General features: G+C 67.7%; 13 protein-coding genes and 1 pseudogene. 8 read left to right on the top strand and 6 right to left on the bottom strand.

Annotated features, from left to right (window positions below; genetic code table 11):
* From AC1DSO_RS22445 to AC1DSO_RS22430, 4 genes and pseudogenes are all read left to right on the top strand, one after another.
* Positions 1–121 (top strand): annotated as a pseudogene (locus AC1DSO_RS22445) (transcriptional regulator); the annotation flags it as partial.
* A complete protein-coding gene (locus AC1DSO_RS22440; RefSeq protein ID WP_477070923.1) occupies positions 118–612 on the top strand; it encodes an SRPBCC domain-containing protein in 495 nt (164 codons plus the stop codon). The pseudogene AC1DSO_RS22445 and the gene AC1DSO_RS22440, both read left to right, overlap by 4 nt.
* The gene (locus AC1DSO_RS22435; RefSeq protein WP_477070922.1) at positions 609–1,874 is read left to right on the top strand and encodes a TCR/Tet family MFS transporter; all 1,266 of its coding nucleotides are present in this window, start codon (positions 609–611) and stop codon (positions 1,872–1,874) included. Before AC1DSO_RS22440 ends, AC1DSO_RS22435 begins: the two co-directional genes overlap by 4 nt.
* A 92-nt stretch (positions 1,875–1,966) precedes the next feature.
* A complete protein-coding gene (locus AC1DSO_RS22430) occupies positions 1,967–3,394 on the top strand; it encodes a Do family serine endopeptidase (protein ID WP_477070921.1) in 1,428 nt (475 codons plus the stop codon).
* On the opposite strand, the gene AC1DSO_RS22425 is transcribed toward AC1DSO_RS22430, so the two are convergent.
* Positions 3,372–4,562: a glycosyltransferase family 87 protein gene (locus AC1DSO_RS22425; RefSeq protein ID WP_477070920.1), complete on the bottom strand. Its 1,191-nt coding sequence runs from the start codon at positions 4,560–4,562 to the stop codon at positions 3,372–3,374. The two genes, AC1DSO_RS22430 and AC1DSO_RS22425, sit on opposite strands and share 23 nt — an antisense overlap.
* An 82-nt stretch (positions 4,563–4,644) precedes the next feature.
* On the opposite strand from AC1DSO_RS22425, the gene AC1DSO_RS22420 reads away from it, so the two are divergent.
* Positions 4,645–5,946, top strand: coding sequence for a replication-associated recombination protein A (locus AC1DSO_RS22420; RefSeq protein WP_477070919.1), 1,302 nt, complete (start codon positions 4,645–4,647; stop codon positions 5,944–5,946).
* A gap of 53 nt (positions 5,947–5,999) precedes the next feature.
* Here AC1DSO_RS22420 and AC1DSO_RS22415 read toward each other — a convergent pair whose 3' ends face one another.
* Together AC1DSO_RS22415 and AC1DSO_RS22410 are read right to left on the bottom strand one after the other, a co-directional pair.
* Positions 6,000–6,431, bottom strand: coding sequence for a hypothetical protein (locus tag AC1DSO_RS22415; protein WP_477070918.1), 432 nt, complete (start codon positions 6,429–6,431; stop codon positions 6,000–6,002).
* 56 nt (positions 6,432–6,487) lie between these two features.
* Complete coding sequence (locus AC1DSO_RS22410; protein WP_477070917.1) at positions 6,488–7,762, bottom strand: aminotransferase class III-fold pyridoxal phosphate-dependent enzyme; 1,275 nt, start codon at positions 7,760–7,762, stop codon at positions 6,488–6,490.
* 82 nt (positions 7,763–7,844) lie between these two features.
* Between AC1DSO_RS22410 and AC1DSO_RS22405 the strand changes: the two genes are divergently transcribed.
* From AC1DSO_RS22405 to AC1DSO_RS22395, 3 genes are read left to right on the top strand one after another with little or no spacing between them, the layout of a single operon-like run.
* Entirely contained in the window at positions 7,845–8,789 is a 945-nt protein-coding gene (locus tag AC1DSO_RS22405) for a carbohydrate kinase family protein (RefSeq protein WP_477070916.1), read from the top strand.
* Positions 8,789–9,442: a class II aldolase/adducin family protein gene (locus AC1DSO_RS22400; RefSeq protein ID WP_477070915.1), complete on the top strand. Its 654-nt coding sequence runs from the start codon at positions 8,789–8,791 to the stop codon at positions 9,440–9,442. The genes AC1DSO_RS22405 and AC1DSO_RS22400 overlap by 1 nt, the downstream gene beginning before the upstream one ends.
* Positions 9,439–10,620: an MFS transporter gene (locus tag AC1DSO_RS22395; RefSeq protein ID WP_477070914.1), complete on the top strand. Its 1,182-nt coding sequence runs from the start codon at positions 9,439–9,441 to the stop codon at positions 10,618–10,620. Before AC1DSO_RS22400 ends, AC1DSO_RS22395 begins: the two co-directional genes overlap by 4 nt.
* Here the strand turns inward: AC1DSO_RS22395 and AC1DSO_RS22390 are convergent.
* From AC1DSO_RS22390 to AC1DSO_RS22380, 3 genes are all read right to left on the bottom strand, one after another.
* Complete coding sequence (locus tag AC1DSO_RS22390; RefSeq protein WP_477070913.1) at positions 10,568–11,275, bottom strand: TetR/AcrR family transcriptional regulator; 708 nt, start codon at positions 11,273–11,275, stop codon at positions 10,568–10,570. The genes AC1DSO_RS22395 and AC1DSO_RS22390 overlap by 53 nt on opposite strands.
* A 43-nt stretch (positions 11,276–11,318) precedes the next feature.
* The gene (locus AC1DSO_RS22385; RefSeq protein WP_477070912.1) at positions 11,319–13,580 is read right to left on the bottom strand and encodes a TonB-dependent receptor; all 2,262 of its coding nucleotides are present in this window, start codon (positions 13,578–13,580) and stop codon (positions 11,319–11,321) included.
* 290 nt (positions 13,581–13,870) lie between these two features.
* Positions 13,871–16,202: TonB-dependent receptor (locus AC1DSO_RS22380; protein ID WP_477070911.1), on the bottom strand; the 2,332-nt coding region annotated here is incomplete at its 5' end.

Genomic DNA, 16,202 nt, shown 5'->3' with positions numbered 1-16,202 from the left:
TGTCTATCGCTTGCGTCCCGGCCCGATGGCCGAGCTGAAGGCCTGGCTGGAGGCCGCCGAGGACCATTGGGTCGATCAGCTGTCGGCCCTGAAGGCGCACGTGGAGCGCAAGGACAAGTGAGTTCCAAGATCCTGGTCGCCCTGCGGATCGCCGCGCCGCCCGAGACGGTGTTCGACGCCTTCACCAAGGACATCGCCCTGTGGTGGCGGCCCAATTCGCTGTTCTCGTTCACGCCGCGCTCGCCGGGCGTGATGGCCTTCGAGGACGGCCGGCTGGTCGAGCGCCTGGCCTCCGGCAAGGTGTTCGAGGTCGGCCAGGTGCGGGCGTGGGAGCGCGGCGCGCGGCTGGTGTTCGGCTGGCGCCAGGCGGCCTTCACGCCCGAGATGGACACCGAGGTCGAGGTCCGCTTCGAGGCGGTGGAGGAGGGGACCCGCGTCACCGTCGAGCATCGCGGCTGGGACAGCGTCCCGGCCCCGCACGTCGCCCGCCATGGTTTTCCGGACCCTCTCTTCCTGCAACGCCATGGCGAATGGTGGCGGACCTTGCTGGCGGGGCTTGCGGGCCGCGCCAACAGCATCCAACTAGGGGCGGCCGGGGAGAGAGACGCATGAACAAGCAGAACACGGGCGGACCGATCACGGGCGGACGCCGTCAGGCGGCCCTGGGCTTCATCTTCGTCACCGCGATCATGGACGTGCTGTCCCTGGGCGTGATGATCCCGGTCCTGCCCAACTTGGTGAAGTCGTTCGGCGGCGGCGATACGGCCATGGCGGCCGACTGGAACATCCTGTTCGCCACCACCTGGGGCGTGATGCAGTTCTTCTGCTCGCCGGTCCTGGGCCTGATGTCCGACCGCTTCGGCCGCCGGCCGGTGATCCTGACCTCGATCTTCGGCCTGGGCGTCGACTTCCTGTTCATGGCCTTCGCTCCCAGCCTGTGGTGGCTGTTCGTCGGCCGGGTGTTCAATGGCATGACGGCGGCCAGTTTCTCGACCGCCGGCGCCTATATCGCCGACGTCACCACGCCCGAGAACCGCGCCAAGGGCTTTGGCCTGATGGGGGCGGCGTTCGGCGTCGGCTTCACCTTCGGCCCGGCCCTGGGCGGCTGGCTGTGGACGTTCGACCACCGCGCGCCGTTCCTGGTCTGCGCGGCCCTGGCGCTGTGCAATTGGCTCTACGGCTTCTTCATCCTGCCCGAATCCCTGCCGCCCGAGCGCCGCCAGCCGCGTTTCGACTGGAAGAAGGCCAATCCGGTCGGCTCGTTGCACCTGCTGCAGAAGCATCCTGGCCTGCTGGGCCTGGCCGGCGTCGGCTTCCTGTTCCAGCTGGCCCACAACGTCCTGCCCAGCGTCTTCGTGCTGTATATGGGCTTCCGTTACGGCTGGTCGCCGGCGACGATCGGCCTGACGCTGATGGCCAGCGGGATCTCGGGGATCATCGTCCAGGCCCTGATCGTCGGCCGGGTGGTCAAGGCCGTTGGCGAGCGCGGGGCGCTGCTGATCGGCCTGTTCTCGGGCTTCGCCGGCTTCATGATCTACGCCTTGGCCCCGACCGGCTTCCTCTATCTGTGCGGCCTGCCGATCTTCGCCCTGACCGGCCTGATCCAGCCAGGTCTGCAAGGCCTGATGACCCGTCGCGTGCTGCCCAACGAACAAGGYCAGCTACAGGGCGCCAACTCGGCCATGATGGGCATCGCCTCGATCCTGGGCCCGGCGCTATTCCTGATGCCATTCGCCTTCGCCGTGCGTCACGATGCGACCCTGCACATGCCCGGCCTGCCGGTGCTGATCGCCGCGATGCTGATGCTGGCCGGCGGCTTCCTGGGCTACGCCAAGGCCCGGCCGCTGCCGACGCCGGAACCGCAGGCGGCCTGAAGACTTAAGCCATCGCCGAAACCTCGACCTTTCCCCGCCTTAGACTCGCCCGAAAGCTCGGCTGAGTTCAGGGGGAACCGTTAGGAGCTTCCTTGAACGCCATGCGCCCCCTTCGCGCCCTGCTGCCCGTCGTTATCCTGCTGGCCGCCTGCTCGAACCCGACCGGCCAATCCCAGGCTCAGTCTATCCCGGACATGCCGCAGCCGACCCGCCGCGTTCCGGCCGATGCGGCCTCGATGAAGCTGTCGTTCGCGCCCGTCGTGAAGAAGGCCGCCCCGGCGGTCGTCAACGTCGCCAGCCGTCGGGTGGTGCCGCGCCGCGTCGACCCGTTCTGGGACTTCTTCATGGGCGGCGGCAGTGGCGGCGCGCAGGTGCAGGGCTCGCTGGGTTCGGGCGCAGTGGTCCGCGCCGACGGGGTGATCATCACCAACCACCACAATATCGATGGGATGAGTGACATCACCGTCCAGCTGGCCGACCGTCGCGAATTCCCGGCCACGGTGCTGCTGGACGATCCGCGCGCCGACCTCGCGGTGCTGAAGATCGACACCAAGGGCGAGAAGCTGCCGGTCATGGCCATCGACGACCAGGACCAGATGGAGGTCGGCGACCTCGTCCTGGCCATGGGCAACCCGTTCGGCGTCGGCCAGACCGTGACCAACGGCATCGTCTCGGCCCTGGCCCGGACCGACGTCGGGGCCGCCGACTTCGGCAGCTATATTCAGACCGACGCGGCCATCAATCCGGGCAATTCCGGCGGTCCGCTGGTCGACATGGATGGCGACCTGGTCGGCATCAACACCTTCATCATCTCACGCTCGGGCTCCTCGAGCGGCGTGGGTTTCGCCATTCCCGCCGCCGTGGTCCGCCAGGTCGTCGCCGCGGCCCTGGGCGGCGGCCACAGCGTCGTGCGGCCCTGGCTGGGCGTGAAGGGCCAGCCGGTCACCGGCGAGATCGCCAGGAGCCTGGGCATGACCGCGCCGCGCGGCGTGCTGATCGCTCAGGTCTATCCCGGCTCCTCGGCCGACCGCGCGGGCCTCAAGGAAGGCGACGTCATCCTGTCGATCGACGGCCGCGCGGTGAACGACGAGGGCGGCGGCGCCTTCGCCATCGGCACCCACAAGGTCGGTGATCGCGTGCCGATGCAGATCCATCGCGGCGACCGTGAACAGACGATCACCGTCCGCGCCGAGGCCGCGCCGGACAGCCCGGCGCGCGACGAGCGTACGATCAAGGGGCGAAATCCGTTCGACGGCGCAACCGTGGTCAATCTCACGCCGGCCGTGGCGCAGGATCTGCGCGTCGACCCGTTCGCCGGTCGGGGCGTTTTGGTGACGCGGATTGGCGAGGGCTTTGCTCTGAACGCGGGCCTGCGTCCAGGCGACTTCGTTCGCGAGATCAACGGCCGAGCCGTCAACACGGTGGCCGAGCTGAACGCCGCCGTCGCCGGCCAGGGACGCAACTGGACCGTGACGGTCGAGCGCCAGGGTCAGCGGATCACGGCGCGGTTCTCGACCTGAGTTCCCAGGCGGCGCGAACCAACACAACGAATAGGGCGGTCAGCACGATCGGGCCGATCGGGGCGGTCTTGAAGCCGCCGGAGAGCAGGGCCAGCGGCAGGCCGTAGCCGGCCACGGCGACGACGCGCTCACCCGGCCGCCAGGTCTGGTCCGGCGACAGGCGCGCTGCGACCAGGGCGACAACGGCCGCCGAGACCATCGGCATGTCGTAGACAAAGGCGTAGGGCGTCGCCAGGAAGACCCCGACTTGCACCGCCGCGGCGTCAAGCGCCGACGGCGCCTCGCGTCCGCGCCCGTGGTGGAACAGCAGCGCCAGGGCGATCACCGCGATCGCCGCGCCGACTCCCTGGACAAGGCCAACGAGCGGTCCCGTGAGGCCCGCGCCGCGCAGGCCTCCCGTGATCGTCGGCATCAGCCAGCCGAGGGCGTCACGCTGGCTCTCCAGCGCCTGGGAGAAGGCGGGCAGGGCCTCGGCCCAGGCTCGCCAGGGTTCGAGGCCGTACAGCGAAAGGCTGAGGCCAACCGTGCCCGCCACCGTCAGGCAGACGGCGGCCAGGGTGCGCCAGCGGCGCCCGGCCAGCAGGACGATCGGCAGCAGGACGAAGAGCTGTGGCTTGAACGCCAGCATGCCCAGCAACGCGCCCGCCAGCCAGGGGCGCCGGGCCATCAATCTGAAGCCGCCGATCAGCAGGGCCGCCGTCAGCAGCCCGTTCTGCCCCGACACGACGGCGAGAATCGTAGTCGGCGCCAAGATGGCCAGCCAGGGCGTGGGAGCGCGCCAGTCGCGCCCCGCGACGGCCAGGATGAAGCCGGCGAGGCCCAGCGTCGTCCAGACCGCGAAGGCCGGCAGGTAGCCCAGGGCGCCCAACGCCTGGAGGAGCGGCAGCAAGATCGGCGGATAGACGCAAGGATAGAAGGCGTCGAAGCCAGGCCGCAGGTCGTGCTGGAACGGCTGCAGCGTCGCGAAGTCGTAGATCTGATGGGCTGGCAGCGTCTGAAGGAAGCGACCGAAGCTCCAGAAGGCGTAGAAGTCCGAGAACGGCGGTTCGGCGACGGGGTGGGGTTTGGCCAGATAGATCGCCAGATAGATCAGCTGGTAAGCCGCCAGCCCCGCCACCAGCGGCTTCAGCCAGCGCGAGCCCGCCCGCCCTTCGGTCCCCCCAGCCATCCATAGTCCCCATTGTTCCGCGCGCACTGTGCGGACAAGGTGATAACGCGACTTGAACGGACCAGCCTGCTAGAAAAGGGCCATGTCCGATCTCTTCCAGGCCGCCGGCCTGACGCCCCACGCGCCGGCGCCGCTGGCCGACCGACTGCGACCCCAGAGCCTCGACGAGGTGGTGGGGCAGCAGCATCTGCTGGGTCCCGAAGGCCCAATTGGCCGGATGGCCGCGGCCCACCGTCTGGCCTCGATGATCCTGTGGGGGCCGCCCGGCACCGGCAAGACCACCATCGCACGTCTACTGGCCAAGGCCGGCGGCTACGAGTTCCACCAGATCTCGGCGGTGTTTTCTGGCGTCGCCGATCTGAAAAAGGCTTTCGAGCAGGCCCGGATGCGCCGGCAGGCCGGACAGAGCACCTTGCTGTTCGTCGACGAGATCCACCGCTTCAACCGCGCTCAGCAAGACGGCTTTCTGCCGTTCGTGGAGGAAGGGATCGTCACCCTGGTCGGCGCGACCACCGAGAACCCCTCGTTCGAGCTGAATGGCGCTTTGCTGTCGCGCTGCCAGGTGTTCGTACTCAAGCGCCTGACCGAGGAGTCGCTGGAGCAACTCCTCCAGCGCGCCGAGGCTGCCGAGAACCGGCCACTGCCGATCGACGTCGACGCCCGCTCGACCCTGGTGGCCATGGCCGATGGTGACGGCCGCTATCTGCTGACCCTGGCCGAGACCCTGTTCTCGATCGGGACCGACAGTCCGCTGAACCCGACCCAGCTAGGTCAGTTCCTGCAGAAGCGCCGCCCGGCCTACGACAAGGACCGCGAGGAGCACTACAACCTCATATCCGCCTTGCATAAGTCGGTGCGCGGCAGTGATCCCGACGCGGCGCTCTACTGGCTGGCCCGGATGCTGGAGGGCGGCGAGGACCCGCTGTTCATCGCTCGCCGTTTGGTTCGGATGGCGTCCGAGGACATCGGCGCGGCCGATCCGCTGTCCCTGCTGCTGACCACGGCGGCCAAGGACGCCTATGACTTTCTTGGCAGCCCCGAGGGCGAACTGGCCTTGGCCCAGGCCGTGGTCCACATGGCCAGCGCGCCCAAGTCGAACGCGGTCTACAACGCCTACAAGGCCGCTCGCCGCGCCGCCAAGGAGACCGGCAGCCTGATGCCACCGGCCCACATCCTCAACGCCCCGACCAAGCTGATGAAGTCGCTCGGCTATGGCGACGGCTACGCCTACGACCACGACGTCGAAGGCGGCGTTTCGGGTCAAAACTATTTCCCGGACGGCATGGAGCGGCGACGGTTCTACGAGCCGAAGCCGGTGGGCGCGGAGGCCAAGGTGCGCGAGCGGCTAGAGGCCTGGGGTAAGGTGCGGAAGGACGGGAAGTAACGCGAGTTGGCGCTAGCGCCCGAGGGCGGCGTCGCGCGTCCCTGCGGATCCGTCTAGCGCTTGCGAAAGCGTTTGGCTTCGGYCTCGAGCTTGGACATCCAGGCTTCCGGCTCCGTGCTTTCCGCCTGGAAGGGCAGCGTTCCGGCTACGCCGCGGATCGCCAACCACAGCGGCGCGCCAAAGTGACCCAAGACGCGCAGCGGTCGGCGCTTGTCGTCGGTCACGTCCCAGCCTTCAGCCTCGAACGCGACGACTTGCGTGGCCGGCGGCTGGTTTTCGACGTCGTTCCAGCCCGGCGGCCGCGCCACCGCCTCGGCCTCGTCCGCGGTTAGCCCGAACAGGGCGCTCACGCAGGCATTGATCTCCGGAAACTCAGCTCGAGCATCGGGTTCGGCGAAGTCTCGCTTCAGGAGCGCCCGGTACTCCAGGTCTCCAACGCCGGGGAGGTCGATCAGGCGCCGTAGCGCGACAGGCTTGCTCGTCATGCATCCGGCGTAGCGCGTACCGGCCCGGGCCGATAGTGAGTTCAGGAAAGGCGCCGTCAGTCCACCAGCGAGTGCATGAACTCCAGCTTGGCCACGGGCTCCAGCGGACCCGCGGCCTTCAGCAGCTTGAAGGCGTCGTCGGCGGCCTCGACCGCGTAGTCGATATCGCCGTCGGTCATCGCCGTGGTGATGAACATGTTGTGCCAGGGGTGGAAATAGACGCCACGCTTGAGCAGGGCGTTGTTCCAGAAATAGCCCTTGGCGCCGGTCGGGTCGTCGTCGACCATGATCAGCGGCAGCTGGGCCGGGCCGGTCTGGCGCAGGCCAAAGCCGTGGCGGCCGGCGACCTCGTCAAGGCCCGTACGCAGGCGTTCGCCGAGCGCGATGGTGCGCTCCAGATAGTCGGTTTCCCGGACCAGCTTCAGCGTCGCGAGCGAGGCGGCCATCGGCGCGGCCGAGAACCAGAATGAGCCCGTGGCGTAGATGGTGGCGGCCGCGAAGCGGGCGACATCGGCGCCCAGCAGGGCCGAGATCGGATGGCCGTTGGCGATCGCCTTGCCCCAGGTCGATAGGTCTGGCTTCACCCCAACCAGTGACCAGCTGCAATCTCGGGCCAGGCGGAAGCCGGCGCGGACGTCGTCGACGATCAGCAGCGCGCCGTGCTCGTCGCACAGTTCGCGGGCCCGGCGGGCGTATTCGGGGTTCGGCAGTTCCTGGTCGATGAAGGCGTCGTGYTTGATCGGCGCGGCGAAGATCGCGGCCAGGTCCGACCCGGCCTCACGCACGGCGGCCTCCAGGCTCTCGACGTCATTGTAGGTGTAGAAGACCTGATTGGCGCGGTCGGCGGGGGTGGTGCCGTTCTTCAGCGGTGTGCACCAGGGCGCGGCCCCGTGATAGGCGCCCTTGGCCAGGACAATGGTCTTCTTCTGGGTGAAGTTGCGGGCGATCATCATCGCCATGGTCGTGGCGTCGGTGCCGTTCTTGCAGAACATCGCCCAGTCGGCGTGGGAGACCTGGGCGGTCAGGGCCTCGGCCAGCTCGACCATGGCCTGGCCGGGACCGGTCATGGTGTCGCCCTGCTTCATTCGGTCGACATAGGCCTGGTCGATCACGGCGTGGCCGTAGCCGAACAGGTTGGGGCCATAGCCGCACAGGAAGTCGACATAGCGGTTGCCGTCGACGTCCCAGAGATAAGCCCCTTGGGCGCGATCGAAGAATTGCGGATAGTCGTCGGGCAGCAGCATGACCGACTGGTGGCCGTACATGCCGTTGGGGATCACGGCCATGGCGCGCTCACGCAGCGCGGTGTCCTTGCTGTTGGTCCAGGTCATGTCGGCGCTCCGCCATAAGATAGTTTTGACTATCATAATGGCTCGGGCATAGTGCGTGTCAATGTATTGGGGAGAAGCGGCGATGAAGACCGGCTTGGCGTGCATTGGCCTGACGACCTTGGACGTGGTGGCGCGGGCGATCGACGCGCTTCCGGAGGGAGAAGGCACGACCCTGATCGAAGGGATCGCCTGCGCCCCAGCGGGAACGGCGGCGGGCGCCGCTCTGGTTGCGGCCAAGCTGGGTATGCCGGTCAAGCTGGCCTCGGCGGTCGGCGACGACCTGATCGGGCGCTTCATCCGCTTGGCGTTGGACGAGGCAGGGGTCGACCTGACGGCGCTGGAGACCCTGCCGGGCCTGCCCAGCTCCACGACCGTACTAGCAGTGGACTCTGCGGGCCGGCGGCCGAACTTTCACGCGCTGGGCGCGGGGATGTTGGCGGCGGCCACGCCCGCCGCGTTGGAGGCCGCCAGGTCGGTCGGCTTCCTCCATTACGGCGGGATCGGCGGGCCGCGCCTGGACGGTGGGGCGGGCGCAGAACTGATCAAGGCGGCGCGCGACGCGGGCGCGATCGTGACCTGCGACCTGATCGCGCCCCAGGCCTCTGCCCTGGACGAGCTGAAGCGCCTGCTGCCCTTCGTCGACTATTTCATGCCGAGCGCCGCCGAGGCCGCGATGCTCACCGGACAGGACGACCTGTTCGCCGCGGCCGAGGTGTTCCAGGGCCTGGGCGCGCGCAACTGCCTGATCAAGAACGGGAGCAAGGGTTCGGCGGTCGTGCTGGGTGAGGTCCGGACCACCTTGCCGGCCTACGCCATCAAGCCGGTCGACACCACCAGCTGCGGCGACTCCTACTGCGCTGGATTCATCGCAGCGCTGGACCGGGGCTGGCCGCCGCTGGAGGCCGCGCGCTTCGCGACGGCGACGGCGGCCCTGGTCGCTCAGGGCTTGGCCACGCTGGGCAAGCTGGAAAGCTTCGAAGCCACCGAGACCGCCATGCGTCAGATGATCTTGAGCGAGGCCGCTTGATGGCCGCGCCGATGGACGAAGGCGCCCTGCGCCAGCGCATGGCCGAAGTGATGCGGGCCATGGACGAGCGGGGCCTCAATCGCGGCACCTCGGGCAATGTCTCGGCGCGCTTCGGCGACGCGATGCTGGTGACTCCCAGCGGCGTTCCGGCCTCGCGCCTGACCGCCGAGCAGATGGTGCTGATCCAGCCTGATGGCTCGATGGCGCAAGGCGCGCTGAAACCGTCCAGCGAGTGGCGGATGCACCGAGGCCTGCTGGATCGCCGACCTGACGTCGGGGCGGTGGTGCACTGCCATTCGCGCCACGCCACCATCCTGGCCTGCGCCAACAAGCCGATCCCGGCCGTGCATTACATGGTCGCGGTGAGCGGCGGGACCAGCGTGCCGGTCGCGCCCTACGCCACCTTCGGCTCGGAAGAGCTGGCCCAGGCGGTCGTCGAAACGCTGGACGGCCGCTACGCCGCCCTGATGGCCAATCATGGCCAGATCGTCGTCGCGCCCAACCTGGACTTCGCCCTGGCTATCGCCGAGGAGATCGAGGAGCAGGCGGCGGTCTATTGGGGAACCCTGGCCATCGGCGGCCCGACCCTGCTGGCGGAGGAGGAGATGCACGTCATCCTCCAGCGTTTCAAATCCTATGGGCAAGGCCGATGAGCGTGTCCGAAGCTGTGCTCGACGCGCCCGCTCCCGTCCTGTCGCCGCCCCGGCGCGAAGTCACGATCAGCCAGGCCATCGGGGTGGTGGCGCTGCTGATCGCCGGGCTGCAGCCGGTCATTCTGGGCGCGCTGGAGCGGGAGAGCCGGCTCAGCACGGCCCAGATCGGCCTGGCCGCGACGGTCGAGCTGATGGCGATCGGCGTGGCCTGCGGCCTGGCGGCGGCCTTGCTCAAGCCGACCAATATCCGGCTCAAGATGATGCTGGTCTGCCTGCTGCACGCGGGAACCATGCTGGCCACCACCCTGGCTAGCGGGACGGCGGTGATCGTCGCGCGCGGCGCGGCGGGGGCGTGCGCGGGGGTGATGCTGTGGCTGGCGATCGGGGTCATCGCGCGCTCGTCGCGCCCGGAGCGGGCCGCGGGCGTCTTCGTCACGGTCCAGACCCTGGCCCAGCTGGTGCTGGCCGCGGCCCTGCCGGCCCTGGTCATGGGGCGCTGGGGCGTCAACGGCGCCCTGATCTGCCTGGCGACCATCTCCGTGTTGGCCGCCCTGGCGGCCCTGGCGGGCCCCAACAGCTTCGCGGCCTTGCCCAAGTCCGAGAGCGGCGGGCGGCTGGACGCGCGCTCGCTGTTCGGACTGGCGGCGGTGTTCCTCTACATGGCCTTCATCGTCGCGCTCTGGGTCTATCTGGAGCCCCTGGCCGCCCAGGCCGGGCTGTCATCGCGCGAGGCGGGGATGGCCGTCGCCCTGGCGCTGGGGTTGCAGGTGCTGGGCGGCGCGGCCGCCACCGTGGTCGGGGATCGCGCGCCACCGAGCGGGATGCTGCTCGGGATCGGCGCGATCAACGCCGTCATTCTCGCCGTCCTGTGGAGCGGCCCGGGGCGTGGCCTGTTCATCGCCTGCGTCGCGGTGTTCGGTTTCCTGTGGCTGTTCGCCTTGCCGTTTCAGACCCTGTTGCTGATCCGGATCGATCCGACACGGCGGTCGGCAATGCAGCTGGGCGCGGCTCAGCTGCTGGGCAGCAGCGCCGGGCCGCTGGCGGCGTCGCTTGTAGTGGGGGAGGGGCCCGTGAGACGCGCCCTCGCCGTGTCTGGACTCTGCCTGGCGCTGGCTCTCGCCCTGATCAGTCTGCTGGCTTCCCGACGTCCCGCGTCAGGTGCTGGTAGTACAGGCTGACCATCCAGCAGATCTCCTCGTTGATCTTGTCCTCGTCCTGATCCGGTTCCTCCAGGACCATTTCGGTGGCGGCGTACATCATCTGGGTGGTCAGGCGCGTGGCCGTGTGTAGCCGATCTTCGCTGGCGGCGGGGTTGGCCGCCTTCAGGATGTCGAACAGCGTCTGGGCGACCATGTCACGCGAGCTGGTGCGCACTTCCTGCAGCACGGGCAAGGCCCGCAGCGCGCGCAAGATCCAGTCGCCGCCGGGGAAGGCGCGGGTGATGGCGTTGATCTGTTTCTGCAGGTCGCGGTTCTTGGCGACAGACTCCTCGATCGAGGGGGCCTCGGTCCCGCCGGCCTCGAGCCAGGCCAGCACCACCTTGTCCTGGGCGTCCATCAGACGATGAGCCAACTCCTTCAACAGGGCGTATTTGTTGGGGAAGTAGCGATAGAGGGCCGGCGGCGTCAGGCCGGCCCGCTGGCAGACCAGGTTCGTCGTCAGGCGTTCGAAGCCCACCTCGGCCAGCAGCTCTCCGGCGGTCGTCAGGATGACCTCGAACGTGTCCTTGCCGCGCCGCCGCGAGGGCCGCGATTTGGTGTCGAGCGAAGGCCCCCCAGTCTTGGCGAGGATCGTCTTGGCGACAGGGGTCTTGGCGGCGGTGCTTCTGGCCATAGGGTCCTGATAGCAAGATTGCCCGCCGCCGACCAACAGCGCCCTAGTAGTGGTAGCGCAGGAAGGCCCCGAGACTGCGCGGCCGGTTCATGCTCAGCAGGTCCTCGCCGAGGCTGTCGATGTTCGAGATCGACACGACATAGGTCTTGTCGAACAGGTTGCGGGCGAAGGCGCCGACCTCGATCTTCTGGTCGGGCGAGCGCCAGCTGACCTGGGCGCCGGCGATCCACACCGCGTCCTGCGACAGCCGCTCGGCGTTCGAATTGTCGAAATAGACTTTCGACGAATAGTTGGCGTCGACATTGGCGACGATTGACGCGCCGTTGGCCAAGGGGGCGACCCATGTCGCGGCGGCATTGAACGTCACCTTCGGCGACTGCGGTAGCCGATTGCCGGTGAAGTCTTGGCCCTCGCTGAAATATTCGCCGTACTCGGCGTGCAGCAGCGAGACGCCGGCTGTCAGGGTTAGGGGCTGGATCGGCCGCGCGGTGATCTCGGCCTCGCCGCCATAGACCTTGGAGTTGGCGGCGTTGTCCAGCACCAGCACGGTCAGGCCGTTGCGCAGCGCCTGGGCGAAGACCTGCTGGTTTTTGTAGTCGTAGTAGAAGCCCGACACGTTCAGCCGCACGCGGCGGTCCAGGAACTCGGACTTCAGGCCGACTTCGTAGGCGTCGAGGGTCTCGTTGTTGTATGGCTCGACCTCTTCGGGCGTGGTGGCCAGGCCGCCGAAGAAGCCGCCGCTTTTATAGCCGCGGTTGTAGGTGGCGTAGACGTTGGCGTCGTCGCTCACCTGGTAGCGCAGGCCAAGGCGTCCCGAGAACGCCGAGAAAGTCTTCTTCTGGTCCGAGGTAAGCAGGACGATCAACCCGTCCTCGATCTGGCTCTGGTAGTTCATGTGCTTGTCGTCGGCCGACCAGCGCAGGCCGACGGTGCCGGTCAGCTTATCGGTGATCTTGTAGTCGGCCTGGCCGAAGACGGCGTAGCCCTTGGTCTTCTGGGTGTAGGGCCAGCCGAACACCGCGACGCTGTTCTCCGGGCTGAGGCCGGTGGGATTGTCCGGCGCCATGAAGAGCGGGCGCAGGTCGCGCAGGGTGTCCTGGCGGGTGTTGTCCTCGACCGTCTCGTCCATGAAGTAGCCGCCGACCAGCCAGTTCAGGCGACTTGACGGATTGTTGGACTGCAGGCGCAGTTCCTGGGTGAATTGCTGCTGGCGCGAGCGGTAGTTGATCTCCAGCATCTGCGCCGGACTGCCGTCGGTGTTCTCCAGGTCGTTGCGGTGCGCCCACTGCCAGGCCGTGACGGAAACCAGCTGCAGGTTGTTGAACGACCAGGTCGCCTGGGCCGAGGCGCCGAACAGGTCGACCTTGTCCTTGCCTTCCAGGTTGGCGTCGATGGCGCGCGGGTTGCCGTCGGTGTCGGCATAGCCCAGCAAATCCGTGCAAGCGCCGCCGGCATAGGCGTTGGCCGCGCACAGCCCGTCCGGACCCGTGGCGGCGGCTGTGGCGGGGAACAGGGCGCGATGCTGTGGCGCGATGGCGTCGCCACGGTTCGCGTAGCGATTGACCTGGGCCAGCAGCTCGAAATCGTCAGTCGGGGTGTACAGCACCGACAGTCGGCCGGCCCAATGGTCGGCGGCGTTGACGTCGTTTCCGGTCACGCGGTTGTAGGTATAGCCGTCGTCCTTGGCCCACTGGCCTGCGGCGCGGAAGGCCAGTTTGTCGGCGACGATCGGGCCGCCGACGGCCGCCTCCGCCGTAACGGCGTTGAAGGTCGCGTATTCCAGCGAAGCGTCGGCGGTGAAGGTCTGGCTGGGCCGCTTGGTGGTGATGTTGATCGCGCCGCCGTTGGTGTTGCGGCCGTAGAGCGTGCCCTGGGGTCCGCGCAGCACCTCGACCTGGGCCAAGTCGAAGAAGCCGGCCATCTGGGCGAGGGGCGAGCCGATATAGACGCCGTCGACATAGACGCCGACGCCGCTGGACGCATTGGGATTGAAGTCGCTGAGGCCCACGCCGCGGATGTAGATCTTGGGATTGGCCGCCGCGTCGTTGGCGCTGATCCGCATGCCCGGCGCCATGTTGTTCAGGGCCAGGACATTGTTGACGCCGCGCGCCGAGAGAGCGTCGGCGGTTAGGGCGGTGACCGAGACCGGCACGTCCTGCAGGTTCTCCGCGCGCTTCTGGGCGGTGACGACGATCTCCTCGATCGTCGCGCTGTCTTGGGCGGTCGACCGCGTCGGCGTCTGGGCCGCGGCGACACCAGCTGAAAGCGCCAGCGCGGCGCATCCCATGAACATAGGCGCCTTCATATCGCACTCCCCTAAGTCCAGCGCTGCGACTGGTCGGCCACATTACGATAATAAAAACTATCTCAATGCAAGGGCGCGGACGCAAGCGGCGAGCGACGACGCCATGACGAAGTCGCGCTCGGCGCCCGCGTTGGAGGCGGATCTGACACACCGATGATCGGAATGGTTTTCGTCCGGGATGTTCGGACCTCTCCGCGAGGCGAAGCCGGGCGCGGCCTAAACAAAAACGCGCCGCCCCTGGGAGGAGGGGCGGCGCGAGGACCTAGGCGGGGGGTAAAACGGAAGGACGCCTAGAAGTTATAGCGGAGGCCGACGATGAACTGGCGGCCGCTGTGGGTGTAGACGTTCAGGCGATTGCTATCGCCGACGTACTGGTCGTTGAACTCATCGGTCAGGTTCACGCCCTCGACCGAGAGCTTCAGGTTCTCGCGGATGTTCCAACTGGCCTGCATGTCGACGTTCAGGGTCTCGTTGGTGCCATGGACGGTGTTGCCGTCGCTGCCCGGAACCTGGGTCAGATAGCCGGCGCGATAGGCCAGCGACYCGCGCACGCTCCACTTGGGGGTCTCATAATAGAGCGTCGCGTTGGCGGCGTTCTTCGACAGGCCGATCAGGTCGTTGATCACCACCGGGGCGCCGGCCGCCGACGAGGTCGGATATTCGATCTTGGAGGCCACATAGGTGTAGTTGGCGATCACGCCGAAATGGCTCAGCCAGCCCGGCAGGAAGGTGAAGGGCTGCTGGACGTTCAGCTCGAAGCCCTTCAGGTCGCCGCCCTTGGTGTTCACGGGCCTGGAGACCTGGAACAGCATGTCCGGCGTTGCGGTGGTGCCGGCGATCAGCGAGTCCGGCAGGCCCAAGGTGTTGTAGACGCGCTGCTCGCTCTGGGTGGCCACGAAGGTGTTGATCTTCTTGTAGAAGAAGCCGGCGGCGAACATCGCGCCCGACGATGGGTACCATTCCAGCGAGACGTCGAGGTTCTTGGACTGGGTCGGGTTCAGGTACGGGTTGCCCGAGCTGAAGCTGCGGTTGGCGCCTTGCACCGCGACATCGCCGCCGGGCGACAATGAGCCGATGCCCGGACGGGCGATCGTCTTGGCGGCGCTGAGGCGGGCCACGAACGTGTCGGTAACGTCGGCCGCCAGGTTGAACGACGGCAGGGTCAGGTCGTAGTCACGCTTGACCTCGACGCGTTGGATCACGCCGCCGACGGCGGCGTAGCCGGCCGACTCCTGTTCGGTGTGGACGCGGCGCACACCGGCGTCGCCGCGGAAGGGCAGGCCCAGCGCCTCGAAGCGGAACTCGGCCTGGACATATGCGCCGGTGTCCTGCTCCTCGACCGCGCCGTATTGGCCGCGGGCCGAGGTGTTGTTGGTGCCGGTCAGGGCGTAGATGCCGCTGTTGCTGTAGATGTTCAGCAGGGCGGCGTACTTGTCGATGTCGGGGACCAGCCAGGCCGTGGCGTTGCCGGCCGGCATGTCCAGGCCCTTGCCGAAGCCGCTGAACACCTTGGACACCGAGGCCAGCTGGGCCGGGGTCAGGGTCTGGCTGACCGTCTCGGTGGTCCGGTACAGGCCGTAGCTGTCGTATTCGAACTTGCGCCAGTCGACGCCGGCCTTGAGCTTGAGGTTCTGGCTGGCTTCCCACGCGCCATAGACCTTGGCGGTCGAGAACTGGTTCTCGACGAAGGTCGGGCGGAGACGGACCTCCGAGGTGCCGTTGATCGCCGACCAGTTCGCCGGGTCGGTGGCGTCGAAGCCCAGCAGGATCTGCGGTGCGCGGCCCTTACGGAAATCGTAGGCGTAGTTCTGGCTGTTCAGGCGGTCGAAGGTGACGATGGTCGAGACCGGCTGGGTGAAGGTCGAATCCGCGTAGCCTGCCAAGGCGCCGACGACCAGGCGGTCACCGAAGTTGTGCTTGGCCGACAGGGTGAACTGCTTGAACTCGGTGTTCAGCTCGTCATAGGCCGATTGAGTGCGCAGATCGACGTTATCCATCCGGGCATAGACCAGATTGCCGTTCTCGACGACGCCGTCGCGGATGATCGTTTCCGGCTTGCCGGTGGTCGCGCGCGACAGGCCGATGGCCTGCAGCTGGGCTTCCTTCCGCTTGCCTTCCAGGTAGGCGTAGAGCGCATCCAGCGTGATCTCGGTGTTGGCGTCCGGCTTGAACTGGATGGAGCCGGCTAGGCCCGTGCGCTTGTTCTGGATGTCGTAGCTGACATAGGCGGGGATGCGCGGGGCGAAGATGCCGGTGGTCGTGTTGGTGTTGTTGATCTGGGCTAGCGTGTAGCCCGGCACCGTCGAGGCCGCGTTGAAGCCGCCGTTGCTGCCGCCGACCGCCCAACGAGTGATGTTGGCGCCTTCTTCCTTCAGATGGCGCTCTTCGTAGGCGGCCGAGATCAGGACGCCCAGCTTGCCGTCGAAGAAGGTGCGGCTGGCCAGGGCGGAGACGCGCGGCGTGGTCTTCTCGGACAGGTCGTTGTAGCTGGCGCCGGCCGACAGCACGAGCTGCGGCTTGCGGCTGTCGAAGGCGCGCGAGGTGTTCAGGTCGACCGTCGCGCCCAGCGAGCCTTCCTCGACGTCGGCCGAGGCGGTCTTGCGCACGGCGATGCTGTTGAAG

Source organism: Caulobacter sp. P4_E5, assembly GCF_056401555.1.
Note: the sequence above shows the minus strand (reverse complement) of the source record. Positions and strands in the feature narration are given on the sequence as shown.